At 41.7% G+C, this 25,471-nt stretch carries 19 protein-coding genes and 2 pseudogenes; 17 read left to right on the top strand and 4 right to left on the bottom strand.

All coding sequences use genetic code 11. The features are described 5' to 3' along the window. Positions 1-120 precede the first annotated feature (120 nt). On the bottom strand, positions 121-675 hold the full coding sequence (locus PAT01_RS04040; protein WP_055016808.1) for a hypothetical protein: 555 nt from the start codon (positions 673-675) through the stop codon (positions 121-123). Between the two features lie 491 nt (positions 676-1,166). Here PAT01_RS04040 and PAT01_RS04035 point away from each other — a divergent pair, with 491 nt between their 5' ends. The 5 genes from PAT01_RS04035 (at position 1,167) to PAT01_RS04015 (ending at position 5,824) form a co-directional block, all read left to right on the top strand. Further along, positions 1,167-1,532, top strand: a complete 366-nt coding sequence (locus tag PAT01_RS04035; protein WP_096739990.1) for a hypothetical protein — start codon at positions 1,167-1,169, stop codon at positions 1,530-1,532. Between the two features lie 68 nt (positions 1,533-1,600). Continuing rightward, complete coding sequence (locus tag PAT01_RS04030) at positions 1,601-1,981, top strand: hypothetical protein (protein WP_096739989.1); 381 nt, start codon at positions 1,601-1,603, stop codon at positions 1,979-1,981. 146 nt (positions 1,982-2,127) lie between these two features. After that, positions 2,128-2,883 (top strand): hypothetical protein, encoded by a 756-nt coding sequence (locus PAT01_RS04025; protein ID WP_096739988.1) that lies wholly within the window; start codon positions 2,128-2,130, stop codon positions 2,881-2,883. Between the two features lie 185 nt (positions 2,884-3,068). After that, on the top strand, positions 3,069-3,566 hold the full coding sequence (locus PAT01_RS04020) for a (2Fe-2S)-binding protein (protein ID WP_024034278.1): 498 nt from the start codon (positions 3,069-3,071) through the stop codon (positions 3,564-3,566). Beyond that, a complete protein-coding gene (locus tag PAT01_RS04015) occupies positions 3,563-5,824 on the top strand; it encodes a xanthine dehydrogenase family protein molybdopterin-binding subunit (RefSeq protein ID WP_154944843.1) in 2,262 nt (753 codons plus the stop codon). Before PAT01_RS04020 ends, PAT01_RS04015 begins: the two co-directional genes overlap by 4 nt. A gap of 66 nt (positions 5,825-5,890) precedes the next feature. Here PAT01_RS04015 and PAT01_RS04010 read toward each other — a convergent pair whose 3' ends face one another. Next, a complete protein-coding gene (locus tag PAT01_RS04010) occupies positions 5,891-6,088 on the bottom strand; it encodes a CsbD family protein (RefSeq protein WP_064386857.1) in 198 nt (65 codons plus the stop codon). Between the two features lie 273 nt (positions 6,089-6,361). Here PAT01_RS04010 and hrpB point away from each other — a divergent pair, with 273 nt between their 5' ends. Both hrpB and PAT01_RS04000 read left to right on the top strand, forming a co-directional pair. Continuing rightward, positions 6,362-8,788, top strand: a complete 2,427-nt coding sequence (gene hrpB / locus PAT01_RS04005; RefSeq protein WP_154944841.1) for an ATP-dependent helicase HrpB — start codon at positions 6,362-6,364, stop codon at positions 8,786-8,788. A gap of 94 nt (positions 8,789-8,882) precedes the next feature. Beyond that, a complete protein-coding gene (locus tag PAT01_RS04000; protein WP_154944839.1) occupies positions 8,883-9,347 on the top strand; it encodes a nuclear transport factor 2-like protein in 465 nt (154 codons plus the stop codon). 82 nt (positions 9,348-9,429) lie between these two features. Here the strand turns inward: PAT01_RS04000 and PAT01_RS03995 are convergent, their stop codons facing one another. Beyond that, on the bottom strand, positions 9,430-9,645 hold the full coding sequence (locus tag PAT01_RS03995) for a hypothetical protein (protein ID WP_004587424.1): 216 nt from the start codon (positions 9,643-9,645) through the stop codon (positions 9,430-9,432). Between the two features lie 874 nt (positions 9,646-10,519). Between PAT01_RS03995 and PAT01_RS03990 the strand changes: the two genes are divergently transcribed. From PAT01_RS03990 to PAT01_RS03955, 8 genes and pseudogenes are all read left to right on the top strand, one after another. After that, entirely contained in the window at positions 10,520-12,247 is a 1,728-nt protein-coding gene (locus PAT01_RS03990) for a DUF4856 domain-containing protein (protein ID WP_154944837.1), read from the top strand. Positions 12,248-12,332: 85 nt separating this feature from the next. After that, positions 12,333-13,607 carry an imelysin family protein gene (locus PAT01_RS03985; RefSeq protein ID WP_154944835.1) on the top strand — a complete coding sequence of 425 codons (1,275 nt, stop codon included), beginning with the start codon at positions 12,333-12,335 and terminating at the stop codon, positions 13,605-13,607. An 8-nt stretch (positions 13,608-13,615) separates the two neighbouring features. Beyond that, the gene (locus PAT01_RS03980; protein WP_154944833.1) at positions 13,616-15,850 is read left to right on the top strand and encodes a TonB-dependent receptor family protein; all 2,235 of its coding nucleotides are present in this window, start codon (positions 13,616-13,618) and stop codon (positions 15,848-15,850) included. Positions 15,851-15,860: 10 nt separating this feature from the next. Next, positions 15,861-16,901: a sterol desaturase family protein gene (locus tag PAT01_RS03975; protein ID WP_154944831.1), complete on the top strand. Its 1,041-nt coding sequence runs from the start codon at positions 15,861-15,863 to the stop codon at positions 16,899-16,901. A 110-nt stretch (positions 16,902-17,011) separates the two neighbouring features. After that, positions 17,012-18,919 (top strand): DUF1800 domain-containing protein, encoded by a 1,908-nt coding sequence (locus PAT01_RS03970; RefSeq protein ID WP_154944828.1) that lies wholly within the window; start codon positions 17,012-17,014, stop codon positions 18,917-18,919. A gap of 9 nt (positions 18,920-18,928) precedes the next feature. Beyond that, positions 18,929-20,269, top strand: a pseudogene (locus PAT01_RS03965) (DUF1501 domain-containing protein). A 256-nt stretch (positions 20,270-20,525) separates the two neighbouring features. Continuing rightward, positions 20,526-21,248 carry a DUF1499 domain-containing protein gene (locus PAT01_RS03960; RefSeq protein ID WP_154944826.1) on the top strand — a complete coding sequence of 241 codons (723 nt, stop codon included), beginning with the start codon at positions 20,526-20,528 and terminating at the stop codon, positions 21,246-21,248. A gap of 192 nt (positions 21,249-21,440) precedes the next feature. Then, positions 21,441-22,490 carry an NAD(P)-dependent alcohol dehydrogenase gene (locus tag PAT01_RS03955; protein ID WP_154944824.1) on the top strand — a complete coding sequence of 350 codons (1,050 nt, stop codon included), beginning with the start codon at positions 21,441-21,443 and terminating at the stop codon, positions 22,488-22,490. A 69-nt stretch (positions 22,491-22,559) separates the two neighbouring features. Here PAT01_RS03955 and PAT01_RS03950 read toward each other — a convergent pair whose 3' ends face one another. Then, on the bottom strand, positions 22,560-23,762 hold the full coding sequence (locus tag PAT01_RS03950; protein ID WP_154944822.1) for an MFS transporter: 1,203 nt from the start codon (positions 23,760-23,762) through the stop codon (positions 22,560-22,562). A 370-nt stretch (positions 23,763-24,132) separates the two neighbouring features. Between PAT01_RS03950 and PAT01_RS20345 the strand changes: the two are divergent. Together PAT01_RS20345 and PAT01_RS20340 are read left to right on the top strand one after the other, a co-directional pair. Continuing rightward, positions 24,133-24,903: pseudogene (locus tag PAT01_RS20345) on the top strand (PAS domain-containing protein); the annotation flags it as partial. A 48-nt stretch (positions 24,904-24,951) separates the two neighbouring features. Next, positions 24,952-25,434 carry a methyl-accepting chemotaxis protein gene (locus tag PAT01_RS20340; protein ID WP_223230583.1) on the top strand — a complete coding sequence of 161 codons (483 nt, stop codon included), beginning with the start codon at positions 24,952-24,954 and terminating at the stop codon, positions 25,432-25,434. Positions 25,435-25,471: the final 37 nt, after the last annotated feature.

Raw genomic sequence — 25,471 nt, 5'->3', positions numbered from 1 at the left:
CATGTTTACGAAACGCTTTTACTTTCATGAGAACTGACTCCTAAATAGGTGTCTACTTTTATGGAGTCAGATCAAAACGAGCCCAGAGAGGCTCGTTTTTGTGTGTATTTTAAAAAATCATCAAGGGCTATTAGCGAGTAGCTCATCTACTTTTTTTATAACATCTTTTGGTTTTGGTTCAGTCGTTTGTTGTTTTAACCAATCTATTATTTCTGAGCTGACTCTGTAACCTTTTTTAATGCAGTAGTGTTGAGAGGTAACCCATACATCTGGGGCTCCTCTAGTGCTGCCACTGTAAGAGTTACAAATAATATAGCCTTCACTTTTAATTTTACTTTCAATAAAGTAAGTATAAGTAGGAACTGAAACTAATAGTAAAATTAAAGTAATCCCACAGAGCTTATACCATTTAATTAGAAGCTCTGGCTCTACTTCAGTGTTTCTTACTTTTAATAATATTAGCCGGGTGAGCATAGCAAATGCTGGCGTGCCTAAAATTAAGCTCGGAGCAAAACTCTTTTCCTTAAAAATCATCGGGTGATTATTTAACGCCTCAAAGACAAATGCCACTTCATTATATGATGCAATCGGTAAAACTAAGGTGATGATAAAGAATAAAACAAATAAAAAAACACCCTTTATATTTTCACTTAATGTTACTCTGTCGTGTTTCATTAAATTCTCTTTAATCATCATTTAAACAAGGTAAAAAAAAGACGTCGCGGTTACACTTTATACGGCTTCGACATATGCATTATTGGCAACTCTTAGACTAACTACAATTTTTTAGCTATCTAATATAGTATATAAATTAAACATATAGCTACTCCTGCAGCAAGAGCCCCAATAAGAAAAAATAAGCTAGATTTCACTTCAAATCTTTTACAATGAAAAACGAAGTAGCAGGTTTTGTTTAGGTTAAAAAAGTAAAGTGTCTTAGATTGATTTTAAAAAGCACCAAGTAAGTTTGGTTTATATAAAATATTATCATAGGATCTCGCGTTGTGCTTTTTTATGATACTTCAGCCCATGGCACCCAAACTCGGTTAGCCAAAAAAAGTAAAAGCAAACTTGTTTTATTCGCAGGAACGTTATTTAATTTTCGCTTTGAGGTTAAACAAGTCAGACTAGCCTTTCAAATCAATTTTTAGGAACAGGAAGCTAAAATGCAAGGATCGCGTATTATTAAAACTCATGAAATCAGCTTGTTTAAAAGAGCGCTAAATTTAGCTTTATTATTTACTCATATAATTTTTTTATTTGGTGTAGCTGCCATCGCATTCGATCGTGAGAGTTTTGAGGCGATAAGTAACGCAAAATATGGCAATAGCGCTCCCTTAATGCAATCTAAATTAGCAGATATATTTGTATCTTCTTGGTTTGCTTATTTGTGCTTAGCTTTAATCCCCATAACTATAATGAAAGAACGCTTTATGAAAAGCTATGACGTTCGAATTTACTCAAATATACTAGCTTCGTTTATATGCGGATTAATAATCTATGTATTTATTAATAAGCTGTATAGTTTATAAGGTTTATTTAATGTGATTTTTAGCTTCTTTAAGCTGAAAATTTATAACTTAAAAGGAAAAAATATCTAATGGAAAATATTTTTTGTGGGTATTATGATGAGGAAGCGGAGCAGGATGTTCCATTACAACCAAACATTAGTGAAGCTATAACCTTTTTCAAAGGTTTTATTTGGGAGAATGAGAGTTCAGAATCCGCCATGAAAATTTTATTTTTTCAATCCTTAGGGGATAATGAGGCTTCATTGCAAATAAGTTGCCTAGAAAAAAAATTATGGTGCATTTCTGCCAGTGCTTCCATCCGAAGGCGCTTTCTAGGGCCCTTCTTTAAGCGTAGCACCTTTAAAATCTTTATAGATAAAAATGAAGATGAAACAGAAAATATAATACGTCTATTTTATGATAGTTCGCCTCACGAATTTGCTGCCTTTTTAAAAAATAGTAAAGGCTAAGCTTTAAGTGGGATTACATTCGTACTCCATTGATTTAAAACAATAATTATTTATTCTTTTAGGTTGTTAGATATACTTTGCCTAAAACTCTAATACATTTAATCTCTTTATAAATCTATTCTATTACTTTAGATAAAGGACTATTCATGAAGTATCTAAATTACATATTGCTTTGCCTATTCCTACTTTTCACATCGAACACATTTGCGCTTGAGCAGAAGTATCACGAGAGTGTTTTACCTGTTATTGCTGCTTTTAAAGCGGAGGATAAAACTGCGATTGCTGCGCATATTCGCTACCCTCTAAAAAGGCAATATCCATTGCCCGACATTAAAAATGAAGCTGAGTTTATTAACCGCTTTGATGAAGTGTTCGACGATGAACTAGTTGCCGTTATTGGCAGCTCTAATATTAATACCGATTGGGATAAAGTTGGTTGGCGCGGCATTATGCTAAATAACGGCGTGATGTGGGTTGATACTGACGGCAAAATTTTCGGTATAAATCGCGGAACATCTAAAGAGCAGGCATTTGCTAAACGCTTAATTGAACAAGACAAGCAATCACTCCATTCAAGTATTAATACGTATGAAGAGCCAGTGCTGGATTGGAAAACGGCTAGCTACCATATTCGCGTTGATGATTTAGGTGATAGAAATTACCGTTATGCAGTGTGGAGTAGTGATAAAAGGCCAAAGGACAAGCCAGATATGGTTTTATTTAACGGCGATGTGACTGTTAGTGGCACTGGCGGTAATCATAGTTATACGTTTAAAAACGGACGCTATAGTTACGTATTACACGTTACTGTAATTGGTTGCGATACATCGCCACCTGGTTGGCTTGAAGTATATAAAAATGATGAGCAGTTATTAAATGAGCCAGTTATAAGTGCTGAGTAGAGTCAATAAAGCCTTCTTATTTATACCTAATAAAGCTGCCACTAAATAACAGCTATAAGTTGGCGGTTCGCCGATAAAAATTTCAATAAACCAATCCTAAGTGGTAGGCTAAAAAAGTAGCAATTATTCAAACCGTTCTCGCGCAACAAGGCATTCCTTTAAAGCGCTTTGCCAAGGAGTTAAATATGATCACGCTTACCGTTAATGGTAATAAACATGAGTTTACAGGCGATCCGTCAACGCCGGTGCTTTGGTATCTTCGAGATGAATTAAATTTAACCGGGCCTAAGTTTGGCTGTGGTATGGCGCAATGTGGTGCGTGCACCATACATATTGATGGCGTAGCGCAGCGCTCGTGCATATTACCGGTGTCGGCTGTGGCAGGGCGTGCTATTACCTCTATTGAAGGGTTAAGCGAGCAAGGCGACCACCCCGTGCAAAAAGCCTGGGTTGAGCATAAAGTGCCGCAATGTGGGTTTTGTCAGTGCGGACAAATAATGCAAGCGGCAAGCTTATTAGCCGCTAACCCTAATCCCACTGATGATGAAATAGTGAGTAATATGTCGGGCAATATTTGTCGTTGTGGCACGTATCCGCGTATTCATAAAGCAATTAAGTCGGCGGCTAAAACTATTGCGGGCGTTGAATATTTTGACCCAAATGAACAAGGGGAAGAGGTATGAAAAACGACAATACGTACTTTGACTTAAACCGTCGCCAATTTTTAAAAACCAGCGCAATAGGCGCATTAGTATTAGGCACTTATTTTGTAGGCAGTGCACCAAAAGCGTTTGCAGGCGTGTTAGAGCAACCCTCTGAGCAAGCAAAACGTGCTAACTTATTTATAGCGCTGCGCCCCGATGGCATGGTTGAAATAACCTGCCACCGCTCTGAAATGGGCCAGCAAATTCGTACCGCCATTGCCCAAATTGTGGCAGACGAAATGGAAGCCGCGTGGGATAAAGTGGTTGTTATTCAAGGTAAGGGCGACCCTAAATACGGGGATCAAAATACTGATGGATCGCGCAGTATTCGCTACAACATGCAGCGCCTGCGCGAAATGGGCGCAAGTGTACGTTATATGATGCAGCACGCAGCCGCTAAATATTGGAAAGTTGAGCCGCAAACCTGTACAGCCAATCAACACGTGGTTACACACAGCTCAGGTAAATCGCTTACTTATAAAGATTTAATCGACTTAGCACTTACAATAACGCCACCAGAAGTTGATAAGTTAACACTTAAAACACGCAAAGAATGGCGTTATATAAATACCGGTATGGCGCATATAGATTTAACCGATTTAGTAACCGGTAAAGCCACATTTGCTGCTGATGTTCGCGAACCAAAAGCGCTGGTGGCTATTATTGAGCGCCCACCGGTAGTAGGTGGTGTGGTTAAATCGTTTGATGCCAGCGCCGCTAAAGCAATTAATGGCGTAGTTGATATTATTGAAATGCCTGTACCAAAAGGTGCGCCGCAATTTCAGCCAAAAGGCGGTATTGCTATTGTTGCTAAAAATACCTGGGCTGCATGGCAGGCGCGTAAAGTACTAAAGGTGGTGTGGGATGATGGTAAAAACGGCGATTATAATTCAAAAGAATTTAAAAAGTCGTTATTACAAACCGTTAATGAGCCGCAAGCGCATGTACGTGAAATAGGCGATACCGCCAGCGTATTGGCTAAATCGAGCAATAAGTTAGTAGCCGACTATTACGCGCCGCATTTGGCTCAAGCACCTATGGAGCCACCTTGCGCTACAGCGATGTATCATAAAGACCGCGTTGATATATGGGCTGCAACGCAAAACCCGCAAGCTGATATGAAAACCGTAGCTGCGTTACTTGATATGCAAGAGAGCCAAATTAACGTGCATGTCACCATGTTAGGTGGCGGTTTTGGGCGTAAATCAAAACCTGATTTTTCAGCAGAAGCTGCCTACATTTCAATGAAAGTAGGACAACCTATACGCGTACAGTGGACGCGAGAGGATGATATTCAGCACAGTTTTTATCATGCGGTATCGGCTCAACATATTGAAGCGTCATTAGATGAAAAAGGTAATATTGAGGCTTACTTACACCGTACGGCGTTTTCGCCAATTATGTCGACCTTTCAAGAAGGGGCAACGTCGCCTGCAGGTTTTGAGCTGCGCTTGGGCTTTACCGATAACCCTATAAATTCACCTAACTTAAAGCTAGAAAACGGCGAGGCACCCGCTAAAACAAGAGTAGGCTGGATGCGTTCGGTATCAAATATTTTTCATGCTTTTGCTATTCAGTCATTTATTGCTGAAGCTGCGCACAAAGCAGGGCGTGACCAAAAAGACTATTTACTTGAAACCATAGGCCCTGATCGCATTTTAGATGTAACCGAGCAAAATGCCTCGTACGATAACTATGGCGCCGATAAAGACGTTTACCCATTAGATATTGGTAAGTTACGTCATGTTATTGAAAAAGTAGCCGATATAAGTAAATGGGGCCGAAAGCTGCCAAAAGGTCGCGGGTTAGGCATTGCTGCGCACCGCAGCTTTCTAACGTATGTGGCTACTGTGGTTGAGGTAGAGGTATCGGACGCTGGTGATTTAAATGTGATTAAATCGTGGGTAGCTATTGATGCAGGTACGGTAGTAAACACCGATACCGTTAAAAACCAAACGCAAGGTGGCTCTATTTACGGTATTACCACTGCAATAAGCGAGGGTATTACCTTTGATAAAGGCCGCGTGCAGCAAAGTAATTTTCATGATTATCGCGTACCGCGTATGAGCGATTCACCACTAGAGGTAGAAGTAGAAATAATACAAAGCGATGCGCCACCAGCAGGTGTAGGCGAGCCCGCAACGCCTGTTTACGCCCCTGCGCTATGTAACGCTATTTTTGCCGCTTGTGGTAAGCGTATTAGGCAGCTGCCTATAGGTAGCCAATTAAAAGCGTAAATAACGTCCTTTTTTAGCCGTTAAACAAAAAAACCGCCAAATGGCGGTTTTTTTAGAAGTTAGCGATTAGTGAGTTTTTTCAAACTCGTCTACTTCGCGCTCTGCTTCTTCTTTAGATTTACCGTACTGCTGCTGTATTTTACCCACTAGCTCCTTACGGCTACCTTCAATTTTGTCTAAATCGTCGTCAGTAAGATCGCCCCATTTTTGTTGCGCCTTACCTTTAAGTTCGTTCCAATTACCTTTCATACGATCGTTGTTCATAAGTATCTCCTTACTTAGATTTAATTAACGTTCACTATAAAAGGAGCAAGGCGTGTACCAATAAGTTAAATTTAAATTTTTGTAATTATAATCAAGGTGTTATTTTTTTATTGGGGTAGTAGAAGTTAATATAGCGCGTATGTTCTTAAAAAATGTACAGAGCGGTCTGTAATTATTTCTGATTATGGATACGCGTAAACTCATCCGCTTTTGCGGCGCGTTTATTTTTGGTTTTTGTTACAATGCGCACAAAGCAATTTTGGGTAAATAGCAGTGCTGCCGGTTCAAAACATATATCAACAACTTTTAACTACATTACAAAGTAACCCCATAACGTTATTACAAGCACCGCCTGGTGCGGGAAAATCAACCTGGTTGCCGCTTCAGCTTATGCGCGACGGCCATTTTAAACGTATTGTAATGCTTGAGCCGCGCCGCTTAGCAGCACGTAATATTGCCAATTACTTAGCACAGTGCCAAAACGAAAATGTGGGGCAAAGTGTTGGCCTGCGTGTACGCGGCGAGAGTAAAGTAAGTAGCCATACGCGCCTTGAAATAGTCACTGAGGGTATGCTTACCCGCATGCTACAAAACGACCCCGAATTAAGCGATATAGACTTACTGATATTTGATGAATTTCATGAACGCTCAATTGCAGCAGACACTTCACTGGCCTTTGCTTTAGAGACCCAAAGTGCGCTGCGCGACGATTTAACCATACTACTTATGTCGGCCACCCTTGATACCGAGCGCTATACGCAGTTTTTTGATTGCCCGGTTATACAATCAAGCGGGCGTAGTTACCCCATAGACGAAGTATACATACCAATAAAAGATGAAAGCCGCTGGCTTGATGCTATTCCCTCTTTAATAAAACAAGCACTAAACGAGCAAAGCGGTAGTGCATTAGTATTTTTACCTGGGCAATTTGAAATAGTACGTGTGCAGCAGGCCCTTAATGATTTACCAAGTAACTGCTTAGTTGCCACATTATTTGGCGAGCAAGATAAAGCCAATCAGCAAGCGGCGATTGCCCCTGCGCCTAAAGGTATGCGCAAAATAGTGCTTACCACCAATGTAGCCGAAACCAGTTTAACCATTGAAGGCATTCGCATTGTTATTGATAGCGGCAAACGCCGCGCAGCGAGCTATAACTTAAAAACAGGCGTAACTGAGCTTACAACACAAAGTATATCGCGCTCCTCTGCTGTGCAGCGAGCAGGGCGTGCAGGGCGAATAGAGCCTGGGGTTGTTTACAGGCTTGGCTCAAAGCAAACCTTTGAGAGACGTAATAGCCACGATAACCCCGAAATACTCACATCAGACATAAGCCAACTTATGCTGGAGGCAAAACAGTGGGGCGCAAATATCAGCGAACTCACCTTGCTTGATACGCCAACAGCGCAGCAATGCACGCAAGCGGCAAACTTACTAACCATGCTTGAAGCCATCGACTCTAAAGGTAAGCTCACTAAATTGGGCAGCAACATGCTGGGTTTTGGGGCAGATATTCGCTTAGCGCATATGCTTTTAAAAGCGCAAGCGCTTGAGGCAGAGCTCCCTGGTATTTATCGCTTAGCACTTTATTTAGTGGCGCTGCTTGAGAGCCGAATAAACAGCGCCAACGAGCTAAGCTTGGCGCTACATAGCCAACAGCAAAGGCCACACCCAGTATTTAAACAGCAGTTAAAATACTGGCAAAGCCGTTTAAAAGTAACCGACAGTAACAGCGAGCTAAACACAGAGTATTTAGGTTTGCTGGTGGCATTAGCTTACCCCGACCGCATTGCAAAAAAACGCGGCAATGGCTACTTACTTGCCAATGGTGCGGGCGCTGATTTAAACACCGATTACTGGCATAACGATGACTACCTTGCTATTGCAAGCATGGGCGGTCATAAAGGCACGCGTATTTTTGCAGCCACCGCACTTAGCCCATTTGAGCTACAAGATTACTTACCGCATTTGTTTACTACGCTTACCCGCTGTGAGTTTGATGAAAAAACCGCGCGGTTTATCCATCAAGACGAAGTAAAGCTCGGCGCCATTACGCTTACAAGCCAACCAAGTAAGCAAAAGCTTGATAAAACCGAGCGTGCCAAAGCGTGGCTTAATTTATTTACCAAACATGGTTTTGCATTATTTAATGAACAACCCGATGCGCAGCAATTATTAATACGCATGAGTTTAGCCAGTCAGTTTATGCCAGATACGTTCCCGGCAATAAGCGAGCAGCAACTTATCGAAACAGCTGATGATTGGTTAGGCATATATTTACAGGATATAAAAACGCTGGAGCAGCTTAAAAAGTTTAACTACTTTGAAGCACTGCAAAATTGTTTTGACTGGACACAGCAAACAGCCCTAAAAACACTGTTACCGCTTAGGTTAACGGTACCGAGTGGCTCAAATATAAAAATTAATTACCAACTAGATGGCCCCGCAAAACTTAGCGTGCGCATGCAAGAAGTGTATGGTTTAACAAGTACGCCAATGCTTGCAAATGGCAAGCTGCCACTGCTTATGGAATTACTCTCGCCAGGTAAGCGTTCATTACAGCTTACGCAAGATCTTGCGCACTTTTGGGCTAGTAGTTATCGCGATGTACAAAAAGAAATGAAAGGACGTTATCCCAAGCATTTTTGGCCCGACGATCCAGCCAACAGCGTGGCAACCAATAGAGTAAAAAGCAAAATGTAGGTTTATTAACTTAAAAATATTTGTTTTATTTTTGAACATGTGAATATAGTGTACCTATAAATAAATCAATACTTTTAACTACAAGGAAGAAGTGATGAAACGACTATTTACATTAGCTTTGCTATTAGTGAGTACCTTTTCGGTTAATGCTGAAAAGGCACTGGACTTAAACAAATTTGCACAGCATTACTACAACACAATGACCGCCACGCAAGCGCCTAACGCAAGTGAAAAAGAGCTTGAAGCTTACCTTAATTTATTAACAGACGATGTAGGCAGTCAGCACATACCGTATCAAGTAGATGACTCTCGCACAGCAGAGGGTAAAAAACTAATGCGTAAGGGCATGCGTTTTTATTTAGGCGCGCACACCTTATACGAAAGCGAGCTGCTTAATACCTTTGTATTTAACGATAGCGGCTTTGCGATTCGTTATAAAAACCACGCTAAGGGCATTCATCCGCAAAGTAAGCAGCCAATCGAGTACACATCAGTAATGATGGAAGTAATAGAAGTTGAAAACGGTAAAGTGGCGATGATCCGTAAATATCACGAATAAAACGTAAAGTGATAAAACGCGCTAGCCATTAAAGCAAAGTTAATGGCTAATTGGGCTGTAATAGCTTTTTGTTGTTAAGTGCTTAAACTTCTTTACCACCGTGCTGCTCTGCTAAATCATCTAGCTCGGCAGAGGTGTAATCAAACCCGCTTTCATCATACTCGTAAGTGACTTTTACACTGTCGCCGCCATTAAATAGGCGAGTTTTAACTTGGTTTACGGGCCAATCTTTTAGTACATGCACAAAGCGGTTAGCAACTTGCGAGGTTTCAAAGCGGTAGCGAATTTCTGTTTTCATAAAAAGGCTCTGTTATTGTATGGCTTAGCTAAAAGTGAGTAGTAAAATTACACTATTTAATGCATTACCACCTCTCATAATCTCTTGGGTGTGTTGATTTTTGTGGTTGAATTTGCGGCCGTATGTTTGGTTTTTAGGCAAGGCAGAGCTTATGAAGCTTGGTTATTCCCCATAAATAGGCGATAACGCAGCATAAAAGCCAAACATGGGCTGCCCATTGGGTTCTTTCTAGGGTGATAAACTCTTATTTATTGGTTTTACTCATTCTTACATGGATGTAAGTCATTAAAATAACGCAGAAGTCGTTATCGAGCCTACTAAGTTACAAACCACGCGCCGCGATTTAATCGCCCCTAGATTGAACAGATTTCTATCCGCCAAGGTCAACACGCCCTAGTATACCTTTAATCAATACGCTGATATAAGCCTCTAAAACAGTAAGTGAGGCAAAAAACCACACTTAAACGCTATAAGTGATGCGTTTTTAAAATAAATAATAATTATTACAAATAGCTTTTATATCTAAAAAGTTAATGTGATTTTATTTTTACGTAATGTTCGCACTTTGCTTTAAGGCGCAGTGTTCCTTTCTAAAAATACTTATCTAGTACAAACCAAGCGTTGTTATAGGTCATTGATAGTAAATTACTTTAATAAGTAGATTAGCTTTGTACAGCGAATGCTTTGCTAAGCAATTTACGCACAGTTTAGCTATGTTAAATAGTATTTTTGCCGATCTCTCTTTGTTCTAAAAACTAAAACTATTTTAAAAATAAAACAAAAAAGCAACATTTAGGTTGATTGTTAGGTATTTGTAATTAGAATAGTCGCTATTACAAATAAGAATGATTCACATACAATATTAGGGTTCAACATGAATTTGCGTAAATCTCTCCTTGCTAGTGCAGTAATTACTGCAACTATGGGTTTAACTGCATGTGGTGGCTCAAGCTCCAGCGATAGCAACGAAACACCAACCACTCCAACAGTGACTAATTCGGCACCTACCGCTATTAGCTTATCAACAGCGGCTGTAACAGAAGATGTAGTAGGCGCAGTAGTCGGTACTTTAAGTGCAACCGATGACGATGCAACAGGCATGGTATTTACACTTTCTGATGATGAACAGTATTTTGAAATTAATGACAGCAATGAGCTAACGCTTAAAAGCACGTTAGCGCTTAATGCTGAGCAAGTAGAAACAGTTGATGTAACAGTTACTGCAACCGATGCTGGCGATTTAAGTTTTACACAAACACTGAGCGTATCTGTAACTGATATTGAAGCGCAAGAAGGCGTAAACGTTTACGAATTTACCTCAACAGTTAATGCTAGTAATTCTGCGGTTAGTTATACAGGCCAAGTGGCTCGCCATGCACTTTCGGCTCAAATTAAAGCCTACATAAGCTTATTAAGTGTCGATTACATTGAAAGCGAAGGCTTAACGGGCGATGCCGTTAAAGCGCAGTTAATGGCTTATTGGAGCGATTACGAAGCCGTAAAAGATAACAGCTTTTTGTTTATTGATGGCGCAACTACGTTGCAACAGTCGTTTGCAGAAATTTCGAATTCAGGCAAAACCTTAACAGGTAAAATTGCCGGTAACGATGCGTCTAAAATGGAAGAAGACTGGCTAACAGAAGGCACATTTGAAGGCTGGAGCGACTTCGGCACTCAAGCAAAAACGCCAGAAGGACTTATTTTTCATTACTTTGATTTACTTGCTGCTAATGTAGATGCAATTGCAAGCGGTACGCAGTCTGAGGATGTAAACGGTAATGACATTACTGCGGCATACATCACAACAAGTGGCCTTGATTTAAACCAGCTTATTCAAAAGCACACGCTAGGTGCGTTAATGTTCTCGCAAGGCACTGACGATTACCTAGACGAAGGGCTTGATGAAGATAACACCGATGCAGCAGCCGATGGTACTTACAGTACTTTAGAGCATCAATACGATGAAGGTTTTGGTTACTTTGGCGCAGCACGTCATTATTTAGAATTTAGCGACGAGGCTATTTCTGATGGTAGCGCAAGTGCTGATATTGATGGCGATGGCAAAATTGACTTAGCGAGTGAATACAACTGGGGTAACTCTACCAATGCAGCTAAACGTGATAAAGGCGCGGTAGTAGCAACTGACTTTAGCAGCGCAGCAATGACGGCGTTTATTGCGGGTCGTAAAATTATTAACGATGCTGCACCAAGTACATTAACCGATGATCAAAAAACGCAGTTATTAGCACAACGTGATATTGCTGTAGCCAACTGGGAAAACGCAATTGCAGCCACCGTTGTACATTACATCAACGACACATTAGCCGACATTGATACAGTACAAGGTACACAGGCAAGTGCTGACGATTTTGCTAATTTAGCTAAACACTTTAGTGAAATGAAAGGCTTTGCACTGAACTTTCAATTTAACCCATTTTCACCTTTTTACAGCGACGATAACGCAGGTAAATTTGCCGAGCTACATACATTGCTCGGTGAAGCGCCACTGCTAACAGATGCATACAAAGCGCAGTTAGTAGAGGCACGTGATTTGATGCAGGAAGTTTACGGCTTTGATGCTCAAAACGTTGAAAACTGGTAATAACCACCCGTTTTAGCACCAAGGAAGGTCAGCCCACGGGCTGGCCTTTTGCCGTTTAATTTTCAAAGTTTTTAGGGTTGAAATAATGATCAATTATGCAAAAAAAGGGGTTGTGGTTGCAGCTACTGTATTAACCCTTAGTGGGTGTGGTGAAAGTAGCTCAAGTAGCACAGGTAGTGATTTTCAAAGTAGTGATAGCGGGCAAACTACGACGCCTGCGGTTACAGAGTTTGATGAAGCACAACTCGTTGCTAACTTAGTCGATAATGTAATAACACCGACGTTTGTTTTATTTAATCAACAAGCACAAACACAAACACAGGCCGTTGCAAATTACTGCCAAGCTGAAATACAAAGCGTACAAGAAAGCTCAGAAGAGGCCATTGCGCTGCGTGCTCAAGCACAACAAGCCTGGCTAGATACCATGGCGGGTTGGCAACAAGCCGAAATGATGCAAATGGGGCCGCTTCTTGATAACGCAGGGCAGTTACGTAACCAAATATATTCATGGCCTACTTTTAGCCGCTGTGGGATAGACCAAGACGTGGTGTATAACCAAGACGGTGTTATTAACCAAGATCAAAATCGCCCGTATGCCATTAGCGAAAGAACAGCAACACGCCGTGGCTTATTTGCAATTGGGCATGTGTTGTTTAACGAGCAATTAGCGCATCACTGTAGTGTGGCAAATGATGCCCTTGCAGATTGGAATAACCGTACAGATTTAGCGCGTCGTCAGGCTCGTTGTGAGTTTGCTGTGGTGGCAAGTGAAGATGTTTTAAGTTCGTCAGCGCAGTTATTACAAGCTTGGCAAGGGGATAGTGGTTTTGCTAACGAATTAAAAAATACCGGCCAAAGTGGCTCTCGGTTTAGCACAACTCACGAAGCACTTAATCATATTAGCGATGCACTGTTTTATATCGACACAATAGTAAAAGATAAAAAATTAGCAGAGCCGATTGGTATTTTTTCAAATTCGTGTGGCGCATCGGCGTGCCCTGAAGATGTAGAAAGCCTAGATGCGAAAAGCTCTTTAGATAATATTCGTAATAACTTAGTGGCGTTTGAAGCGTTAATTATGGGTAATTTAGACGCTGAGCAAGCAGGCACTGGCTTTGATGACTTTTTAGATGCAGAGCAAGCACAGGCTACTAAAACACGTTTAGTTGAAGGAATAGCAACCCTTAAAGCCACTTTAAATAGCATTGATAGCTCGCTGGCCGATTTGCTAATTGATAACGAGCAACACGTACGTGATGTACATGGCCAAGTGAAAGTGCTGACCGATGAGCTAAAAAATGACTTTATTAATGAGCTAGCACTTGAGCTACCTACCACCTCTGCAGGCGATAACGACTAAGGGCGACAATGAAATACAATAAACTTACAATTGCATTGCTTATGGCCGTAAGTTGCCAAGCAGTGGCAGAGCAAAAAAACGAATTAGAACATATTCAAATTATTAGCCATAACGATAAATTGCGCACCGAAGCAGGCTCGGCAACTTTAATTGGCGAAGCGCAACTTGAACAATTTGAGTTTGATGATATTCATCGTATTTTATCGCAGGTGCCTGGGGTAAACATACGCGAAGAAGACGGCTTTGGGCTAAGGCCTAACATTGGTTTTAGGGGCGTAACCCCTGAACGTAGTAAAAAAATAACCATTTTAGAAGACGGTGTTTTAATTGGCCCTGCGCCGTATTCGGCACCGGCGGCTTATTATTTTCCGCTTACTACACGCATGACCGCAGTTGAAGTGTTTAAAGGCCCAGCAGCCATACATTATGGCCCGCAAACGGTGGCGGGTACGCTTAATTTAGTGTCGCGCCAAGTGCCTGATGATGCCAGCGGTATGCTTGATATTTCAGCAGGCTCCGATGGCTATAAAAAAGCGCACGCGTATTATGGTAACCGCGAAGGGCAGTTTGGCTTTTTAGTTGAAGGCGTTCACCTAGAAAGTGACGGTTTTAAAGAGCTTGATGGCGGACAAGATACTGGCTTTGAAAAAGACGATTTATTAGTTAAATTAGATTACACACTTAATAGCGAGCAGTTTAAGCAACGCTTTGAGTTAAAGCTGGCCTATTCAGATGAGCTTTCTAACGAAACCTACCTTGGGTTAACCGAAGAAGATTACCAGCAAACACCGTATCGCCGTTATGCCGCCAGTGGCCCTGCAAATATGGACACTAAGCATACGCAAGTGATGTTTACCCACCAACTTAGCAGCGACAATTTTGCCCTTACAACCCGCGCCTATCGCAACGATTTTGAACGTGCGTGGCTTAAACTCAACGCGGTTACTAACAGCGGTGGTAGTTTATCGGATATTTTGGCAGACCCAACACGCTTTGAACGTGAATACAGCGTTATTAGTGGCCAAGCCGATTCGGTTCAAAGTGGTGAAAGCAATGTGTTTTTAACCATGGGAACGAACGACAGAGCCTTTTTCTCACAAGGCATACAGTTTGATGGTGATTGGCAAGTAGCTGCGTTTGGGCTAGAGCACTCACTCTCATTCGGGGTGCGTTTTCATCAAGATGAAATAGAGCGCGATCATTTTGAAGACACCTACGCCATGGTTAACGCGGTTAATACCCGTACAGACACCGCGAGTGTATTTACCACACAAAATACCGAATCTACCGATGCGTGGTCGTTATATATTGAAGACAAAGTAACCTTCGATAAGCTAACTCTTGGTTTAGGCGTGCGCGGCGAGTTAATGGATATGTCGTATCAAAATGACGCCCCTGGACAAGAAAACGATTGGCAAGATAAATCGAGCCGTATTTGGTTACCTGGTTTAAGTGGCTTTTACCAATTATCGGCCAATGCAGGGTTACTTTTTGGTGTACACCAAGGGTTTGTGCCCTCGAGCCCATCTAGCCCTGTACGTGAAGGAGATGAAGAGTTTGAAAAAAGCGTAAACTATGAATTTGGTGGCCGTTACAACAACGGTAACAGCCAAGTGGAAGTAGTGAGCTTTTTTAATGATTATTCAAACTTAGTAGAGAGCTGTGGCCAGTCAAATTGTGGAATCGAAAACGAAATTGACCGCGAGTTTAGTGGTGGGGAAGTGGATGTATGGGGCGTTGAGTCTCAATTTGCACACACTTACGCATTAAATAAGCACATTGATGTGCCGGTACGCTTAACTTACACCTACACGCAAAGTGAGTTTAAAGAAGAGCTATTTAGCGAATTTACGCAGTGGGGACATATTCGCCCGGGCGATCATTTACCGTACTTGCCTAACCATCAAGCTGCGCTGAGCTTAGGCCTTGCACATAACGATTGGTCGGTTGATGTATTAATAAAATACACCTCAGAAATGCCAGAGGCCGCTGGCGTAGCTTATACCGCTGGCGAGCTTGGTAACACCACAGGGAATGATTTTTCATTACCGTTGGCAGGTGTCGAGGTACCCGCTACAACCGTTGTAGATATTGCTGCGCGCTACGAGCTTGATCAATATGGGCATATTTACGCTAAGGTAGATAATCTGTTTGACCAAGATAACATTGTTAGTCGTCGCCCATATGGCGCGCGCCCGGGTAAACCGCGTAGCGTAGCCGTGGGTTACAAATATCAATTTTAAGAGGTAAGTTATGCTCGAGACTATATGGCAAACGCTTCTTCAAACGCCAAATTATTTGTTTGATGCCAATAAACGTATTTTTATTGGCTATAGCATTGCGGCGTTAGTGATTGCAATGTTGCTGTATTTCTCGGGCCGTGCGCAGCAAAAAAAGCGCACGTGGCGTGGGCTGGGGCGCTATTTATTTAGTAAGCGTATTTGGCTGAGTAAAAGTGCCAAGCTCGACTACCAATTATTAATTATAAACCGCTTACTTAAAGCCGCGCTGTGGGTGCCTATAGTGTTAACTATGGTGCCTGTTGCTATTGGTGTAAGTGATGCCCTGCAATGGCTTTTTGGTGAGCGCGCAGTATGGCAGCTGCCAAGTACTGTGGTGTTAATTATTTTTACCGTTTTATTGTTTATATTTGATGATTTAACACGGTTTTTATTACATTTAGCACTGCATAAAGTGCCGTTTTTGTGGCATTTTCACAAGGTACATCATAGTGCGTTAGTGCTCACCCCAATGACCATTTATCGCAGCCACCCGTTTGAAAGCTATTTATATGCCTGTCGAATGGCGTTAGCCCAAGGTTTTGTAGTGGGCGTTTGTGTGTATTGCTTTGGCCGAAATTTATCAATGTTAGATATTTTTGGGGCTAATGTATTTGTATTTGCCTTTAATGCTTTAGGCGCTAATTTACGCCACTCACATGTGTGGTGGAGCTTTGGTAAAAAAATAGAAAATTGGTTAATTAGCCCAGCTCAGCACCAAATTCATCACAGCGATAACCCAAAACATTTTGACCGTAACCTAGGCTCAGCGTTAGCCATTTGGGATAGAGCCTGTGGCACGCTGATAAAAGCGCATCAAGTAGGTAAAATTACCGTGGGGGTTGGCAATAACGACCGGGGGCACAACAGTGTAATGGATGCGTATTGGCGGCCAATTTACGAGAACCTACAAACGCCTTGGCAACGTGTGGCTAAAGCCGCTAATAAGGTGAATGTTTTTAATAAAAAAAAGCCCATTATTGAGGTTAATATTAACGACAAAACAGTTAAATAGCGCTCGGTTACAAAAAATAAAAGGTTAAATTGTAAATTTTGTGTTTCAATAATCGTATCAAACTCGGTACATACACGCGTACCTTCTTTAATTTACGATGACGATTTAACATGCATTACAAATCAGTTTTATTAGCAAGTTGTGCTTTATTGCTAAGCGCCTGTGGTGGCTCAGGCGGCGATGACACGCCCACCGTTAATTCAAATAAAATTCCTACCTTATCGATTGCCGACATACCCAGCGAATTAACTAAAGGCCAAACCATTGAGCTAATTGCAACAGCAAGCGATGAAGACGGCACAATAAGCAGTGTGGTTTGGCAACAAACTGTGGGCACAACATTATTGAATGAACCATTAAATGCGTTAAGTACCCGCCTTACTATACCCGCTGCGCAAAGTTATGAGCCTATAACGTATTCATTTAGCGTAACAGCCACCGATAATGAAGGGGCAAAAAACACGCAAACCGTTACATTTGTAGCCAAAAACAGCATGGACATACACAGCGCCGCTAGGTTATTACACCAAGCTAGCATGGGGCCAACGCTTGCTGAAATAAACAGTGCTCAAGGTTTAAGTGAGCAACAATGGCTCGATAACCAAATAGCACTGCCAGTTAGCTACCATCGAAACTACTTGGTAAAACTTGAAGATGACGAAGACTTTAAATATATAAGCCGAATAGATGCATGGTGGAAAGCGGTGCTACAAAGTGACGATCAACTACGCCAACGCGTTGCATTTGCACTGAGTGAAATATTGGTTGTATCGGATGAAAATAGCGATTTGCGTGCACAACCAGAGGGCATGATCACTTACTACGATTTATTACTTAAACATGCGTTTGGCAATTTTAGAGAGTTACTCGAAGAGGTAACGCTTTCGCCAATTATGGGCACGTACCTAAGCCATTTAGGGAACGAAAAAGCCGATGAAGCACTTAATATTCGCCCAGATGAAAATTACGCCCGTGAGGTTATGCAATTATTTACCATTGGCCTAGATGAGTTAAACCTTGATGGCACCGCTAAACTAGATGCAGACGGTAATAGCATAGCAACTTACGGACAGGCTCAAATACAGGGGTTTGCGCGTGTATTTACAGGCTGGACATTTGCCGGCAGCGAAACCTTTAAACGCAAAAGCCGTGATTATATAAACCCTATGCAAGCTTACAGCGAATACCATTCGGATAAAGAAAAAGTCCTATTAAATAATGAGGTTATACCGCCAGGTTACGGCCCAGAGGAGTCGCTAAAAATAGCCCTCGATAATTTATTTAATCACGATAACGTAGCACCGTTTATTTCTAAGCAGCTTATTCAGCGGTTAATTACCTCAAACCCTACTGCGCAATATGTAGAGCGCGTTGCACGTGTATTTAACGATAATGGAAGTGGTGTGCGAGGCGATTTAGCCGCAGTTGTTAAAGCTATTTATTTAGATGACGAAGCACGCCATTTTGGTAGTGTACTTAGCTATCAAGGTAAAATTAAAGAACCACTTTTAAAAACTGTGCAGTTTTGGCGAAACCTTAATGCGAAGTCGCAGCAAGGTTATTATAAAACGTGGAACTTAGTAGATAGCTATGGGCAAGGCCCCATGCAGTCGGGCTCTGTATTTAACTTTTTTAGACCCGATTACCAAAGTGCGGCGTTACGCACCCAAGGTTTGGTAGCACCTGAATTACAAATAGCCAACGATGCGACTTTAATAGGCACAATGAATGCCTTATTTGCAAGTTTGGTTTGGAGTACAGCCGAAGCGCATACCGAGTTAAACCCTGCAGGAATTTATGTTTATGTTCAAAGCGATATGGATTACTTGGCGCAAAATGGCATTAGCGCACTGATAGAGCAATACAATACTCTGTATTTTGCCGGCAATATGAGCGCTGACACTACACAAGCTTTGCTTGATTTAGATGCCTATTTTGACGAGGATCAGTACCGCGTGAGGGTTTCGTACTTGTTATACATGATTGCTATTTCACCTGAATTTAACGTGCAGTATTAGGAGCGCATAATGAGCTTAAATAGAAGAGACTTTTTGTCATTATGTTTAAAAGGCGGGGTATCGGCAGCTGCTTTAACTAGCTTGCAGCTACAAGCGTTAACGGGGGCAACTAATGCAATAGAACTCGGTGATTATAAAGCCCTAGTGTGTGTATTTTTATACGGCGGAAACGACTCACTGAATATGTTGCTACCCCTTGAGGGAGAGCAGCGTAGTTTATACGAGCAAAGCCGGCAAAACCTCGCAGTAGACAATCCGCTAGCGTTAAGTGTTTCTCAGCAGTTTGCAGGTGGCGTGGGTATTCATCCCTCACTTGCGCCTTTACAGAGCGTGTTTGAGTCGGATGATTTAGCCTTTGTTGGTGGCGTAGGCACTTTACTTACCCCCACCACATTAAAAGATTACAAAAATAACGCGGTGCCTTTACCTAAGCATTTATTTTCGCATAACGATCAGCAAGCATCATGGATGTACGGCCGAGAAAAAGCCTCTTTAAACAGTGGGTGGGGCGCACGTATGCTAGAGCGGTTAGCTGTAGAGGATCAGTTTGCGGCAAATATCTCTCTCGATGGCACTAATTTATGGCAAACAGGCACAAATACCAGTGCCTTTGCGCTTAACAAAAGTGGCATAAGCACAATTAACGCCTTTGGAGGTTATCAGCCCCGCACTGAGCACGTTACTAACATAATGAACCGCTTGCTAGGCAATGCAAGCCATGTACTAGGGCGTGAATATGCGAATGGCTTAAATAGCGCAATTACCAACACGCAAACGATGAACAGTGCGCTTGAACAAGCCCCAGCGCTTACTACCACCTTTAGCGATACTAGCTTTAGTGAGCAATTAGCCGCGGTGGCCAAAGCTATTAGTGTGCAGTCGTCGTTAAGTACACAGCGCCAAGTATTTTTTGTCTCTATGGGGGGATTTGACACCCACGATGATCAGCTTACTGCGCACCCTGCGTTATTAAATACGCTAGCTCAAGGGCTCAGCGAGTTTAACAGTGCCATGAAAGAGCTAAACATGAATGATAAAGTCACCACGTTTACTATGTCGGACTTTGGCCGCACGCTCACCTCAAACGGCGATGGCACCGACCATGGCTGGGCGGGGAATCAAATAGTAATGGGCGGCGCGGTAAAAGGCCGTTCTATTTATGGCCAGTTACTTACTCAGTAATTAGAGGGCGAATACGATACCGGAGGCGGGCGGTTAATTCCGCAAGTGGCTAACGAGCAATACTTTGCAACGTTAGCGCAGTGGTTTGGCGTGCCTGTTTCGGAGCTAGTTGATATTTTTCCTAATTTAAGTAACTTTAACAGCGCTACCTTAGACTTTTTTGTGTAATGATACTGACACGCCAGCCTAGGTACGTTAGTTTAAGGTTAAAGCGCCGCTGCTTGATAATAAAAATGCGTTATTTAGTTGTTTTAATTAGCTTATTTTAAGGTTTTTGAACAAAGCTTATTATTTAAAGCACTTAATTATCACTATACAGTGGCGTGAGCTGTTAATTGTAATCTAAACCCAGTGCTTGGCAGTATAATGTACTGGTTTCAAATACTTAAAATTAAAGATCACACATGATAAAGGAATCATAATAATGAAAATTTTAGTGAGCTTAGTAAGTTTAATCGCTTTTTTACTCGTTTTACTGCCAGGGCCTTTATATAAGTATGGGGTTGTTGAACTAAGTACTGCGTTTGCAGGGTTTAGATTTGGTGTGTATGTGGGTGGCGCTGCATTAGTGCTGCTTGTTATACAGGTTATTTTTATGCGTAAAACGCTTAGCATGGGCAGCACTTTAATGGCATTGGTGTTTGCAGCCATCGCGATTGCAATGCCACTGAGCATGATGAGCAAGGCTAAAAGCGTACCCGCGATCCATGATATTTCGACCGATTTAATTAACCCGCCAAAATTTGTGGCAATTGTACCGCTGCGAGCGGATGCTAAAAACCCAGCTGAATACGCAGGAGAAGAAACAGCCACGCAGCAACGCAAAGCTTACCCTGAGCTGAAAACACTAAATTATGCACAATCAAAAACAGACTTATTGGCTGCTACCGAGCAAGCGGTTAAAAATTTAGGGTTTGAGCTTGTTAATGTTAATGCGGCTACGGGCATTGTAGAAGCAACGGATACCACCACATGGTTTGGTTTTAAAGACGATGTAGTTGTGCGTATCAATGACGAAGGCAGCCAGCGCTTTGTCGATATACGCAGTAAGTCACGCGTGGGGCGAAGCGATTTAGGAAAAAATGCTGAACGTATACATTCACTCATTGATGAGATAAATACGTTACTGGACAAGACAAACATTTAAGTTAAAAAAGCCCAACCTTGTTGGGCTTTTTTGGTCAGGGTGCATTCACAGCGCCGGCGTTAGTGTAAACCACATCAAAGTGCATACCGGTTTTATTTTTAGAGCTAGCCCTCATGGGATTAGTTTTAAAATAAAGCACTTAAATAAGCGAAAAGGTAGACGACTTAAATTTTTACAGACTATGGAGTTGTTATGAAAACAGTAGGATATGCAGCAAAAAGCGAAGGTGCGCAACTAGGTGAATATACTTTTGAGCGCCGCGATTTACGCGATAACGATGTAGAAATTGAAATTTTATATTGTGGCGTATGCCACTCTGATTTACATGCAGTGCGCAATGACTGGGGAGGCAGCCGTTACCCGTTAGTCCCTGGGCACGAAATTGTAGGTAAAGTAAAAGCCATTGGTAGCGCTGTTAAAAACTATGCAAAAGGTGACACGGTAGCGGTAGGCTGCATGGTTGATTCATGCCAAAGCTGTAAACAGTGTGATAACGGCGAAGAGCAATTTTGCCAAGAAGGCATGGTAGGCACATACGCAGGTAAAGATAGAGTAACCGGCGAGATGACCCAAGGTGGCTATTCTAAACATATTGTTGTTCGTGAAGAATTTGTACTATCAGTCCCTGAAAATCTAGAGCTTTCGCGCGTTGCACCTTTATTATGTGCAGGTATCACTACTTACTCTCCTTTACATAAGTGGGGCGTTACAAAAGGCAGCCGTGTTGCTGTTGTAGGGCTTGGTGGTTTAGGTCACATGGCTGTTAAAAATGCCGTAGCCATGGGCGCGAGTGTAACAGTGGTTGGGCGAAGTGAGTCTAAAAAAGATGATGCAGTAAAACTTGGCGCGCAGCATTATTTAGTGTCGACTGACGAAGATGCAATGAAAGCGTCGCAGTCGGCTTTTGATATTATTATTGACACCGTACCTGTTAAGCACGATTTGTCTATTTACACACCCTTATTAGACATAGATGGGACGCTAGTTATTGTTGGGCAAGTTGGCCCCGTAGAAGAGCTAAACACTGTGCCTCTTTTAATGGGTCGTCGGCGCATCGCAGGTTCACTAATTGGTGGGATAGAAGAAACCCAACAGATGCTAGATTTTTGTGGCAAAAATAACGTATTGCCAGAGTGCGAAATGATTAATATTGACCAAATAAACACCGCGTATGAGCGAATGGAAAAATCAGACGTACGCTATCGTTTTGTTATTGATATGGCGTCATTAGAGGCCCAGTAAGGTGGGTGATTAAATACCCTTGTTAAAGTAAAAGAGCGGCTAATTGTATTAGCCGCTCTTTTTATATGCTTAACACGTTTGTGCTTCGGGTTGTTGTTTATTAAGTTGCAAGTAGCTTAAAAACCACATTACTAAGCCGCCTAAAAACAACGCTGCTGCGACATAACCTGTTTGGTTAGGCGCTGCACCTTGTGCAATAACAGCCCCGCCAACCCAAGGGCCGATAGCATTTGCGGTGTTAAATGCGCATTGTACTAATGCACCAATCATTGCATGGCCCTCTGGGGCTACATCCATTAATAAAGATTGAATAAGCGTTGCCAAACCCACACTGCAACCAATAAAAAATATAACCGCATAAAGCATCCAAATATTGTAACTTGCGCTAACGTAGGCAATTGCAAATACGATGGTGCACACCAGTGCAAGGCCTGTGGTTTTAATGGCAGATTTATCGGCCGCTTTACCTAATATGTAATTACCTAACGTACAACCAATACCAAACATCACCATAGCGATAGAAATAGTGTAAGGGGCTGTTTTAGTTACATCTAAAATTGTATCGGCAATGTATGTATAAATACAAAACACGCCGCCAAAGCCAATAATAACAATACCTAAAATAGACCACACCAGTTTATTTTTAAGTACGCCAAACTCATTAAGTAAGTTAGATGGCTTAGCGTTATCAATATTTGGCACTACTTTGTATACAAATATAAACGCAATAAACGCTAAAACCGCAGCGCCACCTAAGCAATAACGCCAGCTTAGGTTTTGCCCCACCAAGGTAACAATAGGCACGCCAACGATGGTCGCAATGGTTAAGCCCATAAATACTTTTGACATAAAGCTCGCGCGTTTACCCGAAGGGGCAATATCGGAGGCAAGCAAAATAGCGGCACCAAAGTAAGCGCCGTGAGGTAAGCCGCTTAAAAAGCGAAAAATAACGAGCTGCTCTAATGAGGTTGCTAATGCACTCAAACCATTAGAAATACACATTAGGCTTAAAAAAATCAGCAAAGCTTTGCGTTTTCGCATATTGGCCGTTGTAAGCATTAATACCGGCGCACCTACCACAACACCAATAGCATAGGCGCTAATTGCATAGCCACTTTGCGAAGGGGTTGAGCCAAACGTTTCACTGATCAGCGGCAGCATAGGCATCATTGAAAATTCTGATAATCCTAAAATAAACGTACCTAGTGCTAACACTAATAAAATAGCAGCTTTATTTAACTGATTAGATGCCGACGCAACATCTGCACTCATAGAAGATCCTTTAACGTTGATTTTAAAAATAGTGAATAGCCACACATTAATTGCGTGGAGAGTAAACATATATTAGGTGTGGAGTGTGTCAGTGAGATGGCTATTTTAAGTTAAAAAGTGTACTGCGTCATGTATAAAAAATAGTATTTTTGGCTTGTTTTACTTTTGTTAATTGCTATAAAGTGTGAATTATTGGGTTAATTTATAAAAAGTTTTTAAAAAGCAGCTAACTAGCTAGTGTTAAATTGCTCGCAGAAAAACTAAAAAACACCTATATTTACAAAGTTATTACATTTATTGCTAGCTTACATATTATTTTTATATTTGTTTGTTATTGTCATCCTATTATTATTCCCTAAAGGTTTAACACATGTTTGGTCTACGAAAAGATAACGCCAAAGTTGAAGAATTGGAACGTCAACTCAATGAAAGTAAATCAGTACTATCCGCTATTTATAACCATGTAGCGTATATTGAATTTACACCCGAGGGAAAAATTTTAGACGCTAATGAGCTTTTTTTAGATACCGTAGGCTACAAAAGAGAAGAGGTAATAGGCAAGCACCACCGGATTTTTTGCGATTCAGACTACGCTAAGTCGAGTGAGTACAGCCAATTTTGGCAAGCACTGCAAGGGGCAAACTCAACAAGCGGTACCTTTATGCGATTTAACGCTAATGGCGAAAAGCTATGGCTAGAGGCTACTTATTTTCCTGTTGAAGTAAACGGGGTGGTTACTAAGGTTATTAAAATAGCGTCGGATATTACAAAAAATTATGTACAGCGAAAATCTCAAGAAGCGCTCACCGAAGCGCTTGATAAGGCGCTGGCTACAATAGAATTTCACCCCGATGGCACCATAATTAAAGCAAATCAAAACTTTTTATCTACGGTGGGTTATTCACTTGCAGAAATTGTTGGCAAACATCACAAAATGTTTTGTACCGACTCTTTTTATCAAAATAACCCTCGGTTTTGGGAAGAGCTAAGCGATGGGCAGTTTAAGTCGGGTAAGTTTAAACGAATAACCTCTGATGGCTCGCAAATATGGCTAGAGGCAACTTATAACCCCATTTTAGATAATAAAGGCAAAGTGATAAAAATAGTGAAGTTTGCCTCTAATATTACCGATCGCATAAAAGACAACGAAGCCGTTAGTGAGGCTGCACAAATTGCGTATGAATCGGCGGTGTCGAGTGCGCAAACGGCAAAAACGGGCTCAGATATACTACATGATGCAATTGCAAACTCAGATGCAATTGTAAGCCAAGTACTTAAATCGGTTGATTTAATTAAAAACCTGAATGAGCAATCAGCAGTTATCGGCTCTATTGTGTCGACCATAAGTAGTATTGCCGATCAAACTAATTTATTGGCATTAAATGCAGCCATTGAAGCTGCCCGAGCGGGCGAGTACGGGCGAGGCTTTGCCGTGGTAGCTGATGAAGTTAGGCAGCTTGCAGCAAGCACCAGCAGTTCAACCAACGAAATAGCAACCGTAGTTAAAAACAACCAAGAGCTGACTAACGATATTTCAAAGCAAATCACCTCCGTCTCTGATTCGTCAGAGCAAGGCCGAGAGTTAATAGCGAAAGTCTCAGAAGTAATTCAAGAAATAGAACGCGGCGCAGATGCTGTTTCTGCTACAGTGTCTAAGCTTAACGCGAGTTAAGTGGCAGTAAGTTCTCAAAGTGCGACATTTTGTCGCG

It is taken from the genome of Pseudoalteromonas atlantica (assembly GCA_007988745.1).
In the GTDB taxonomy this organism is placed as follows: Bacteria; Pseudomonadota; Gammaproteobacteria; order Enterobacterales; family Alteromonadaceae; genus Pseudoalteromonas; species Pseudoalteromonas atlantica.
Note: the sequence above shows the minus strand (reverse complement) of the source record. Positions and strands in the feature narration are given on the sequence as shown.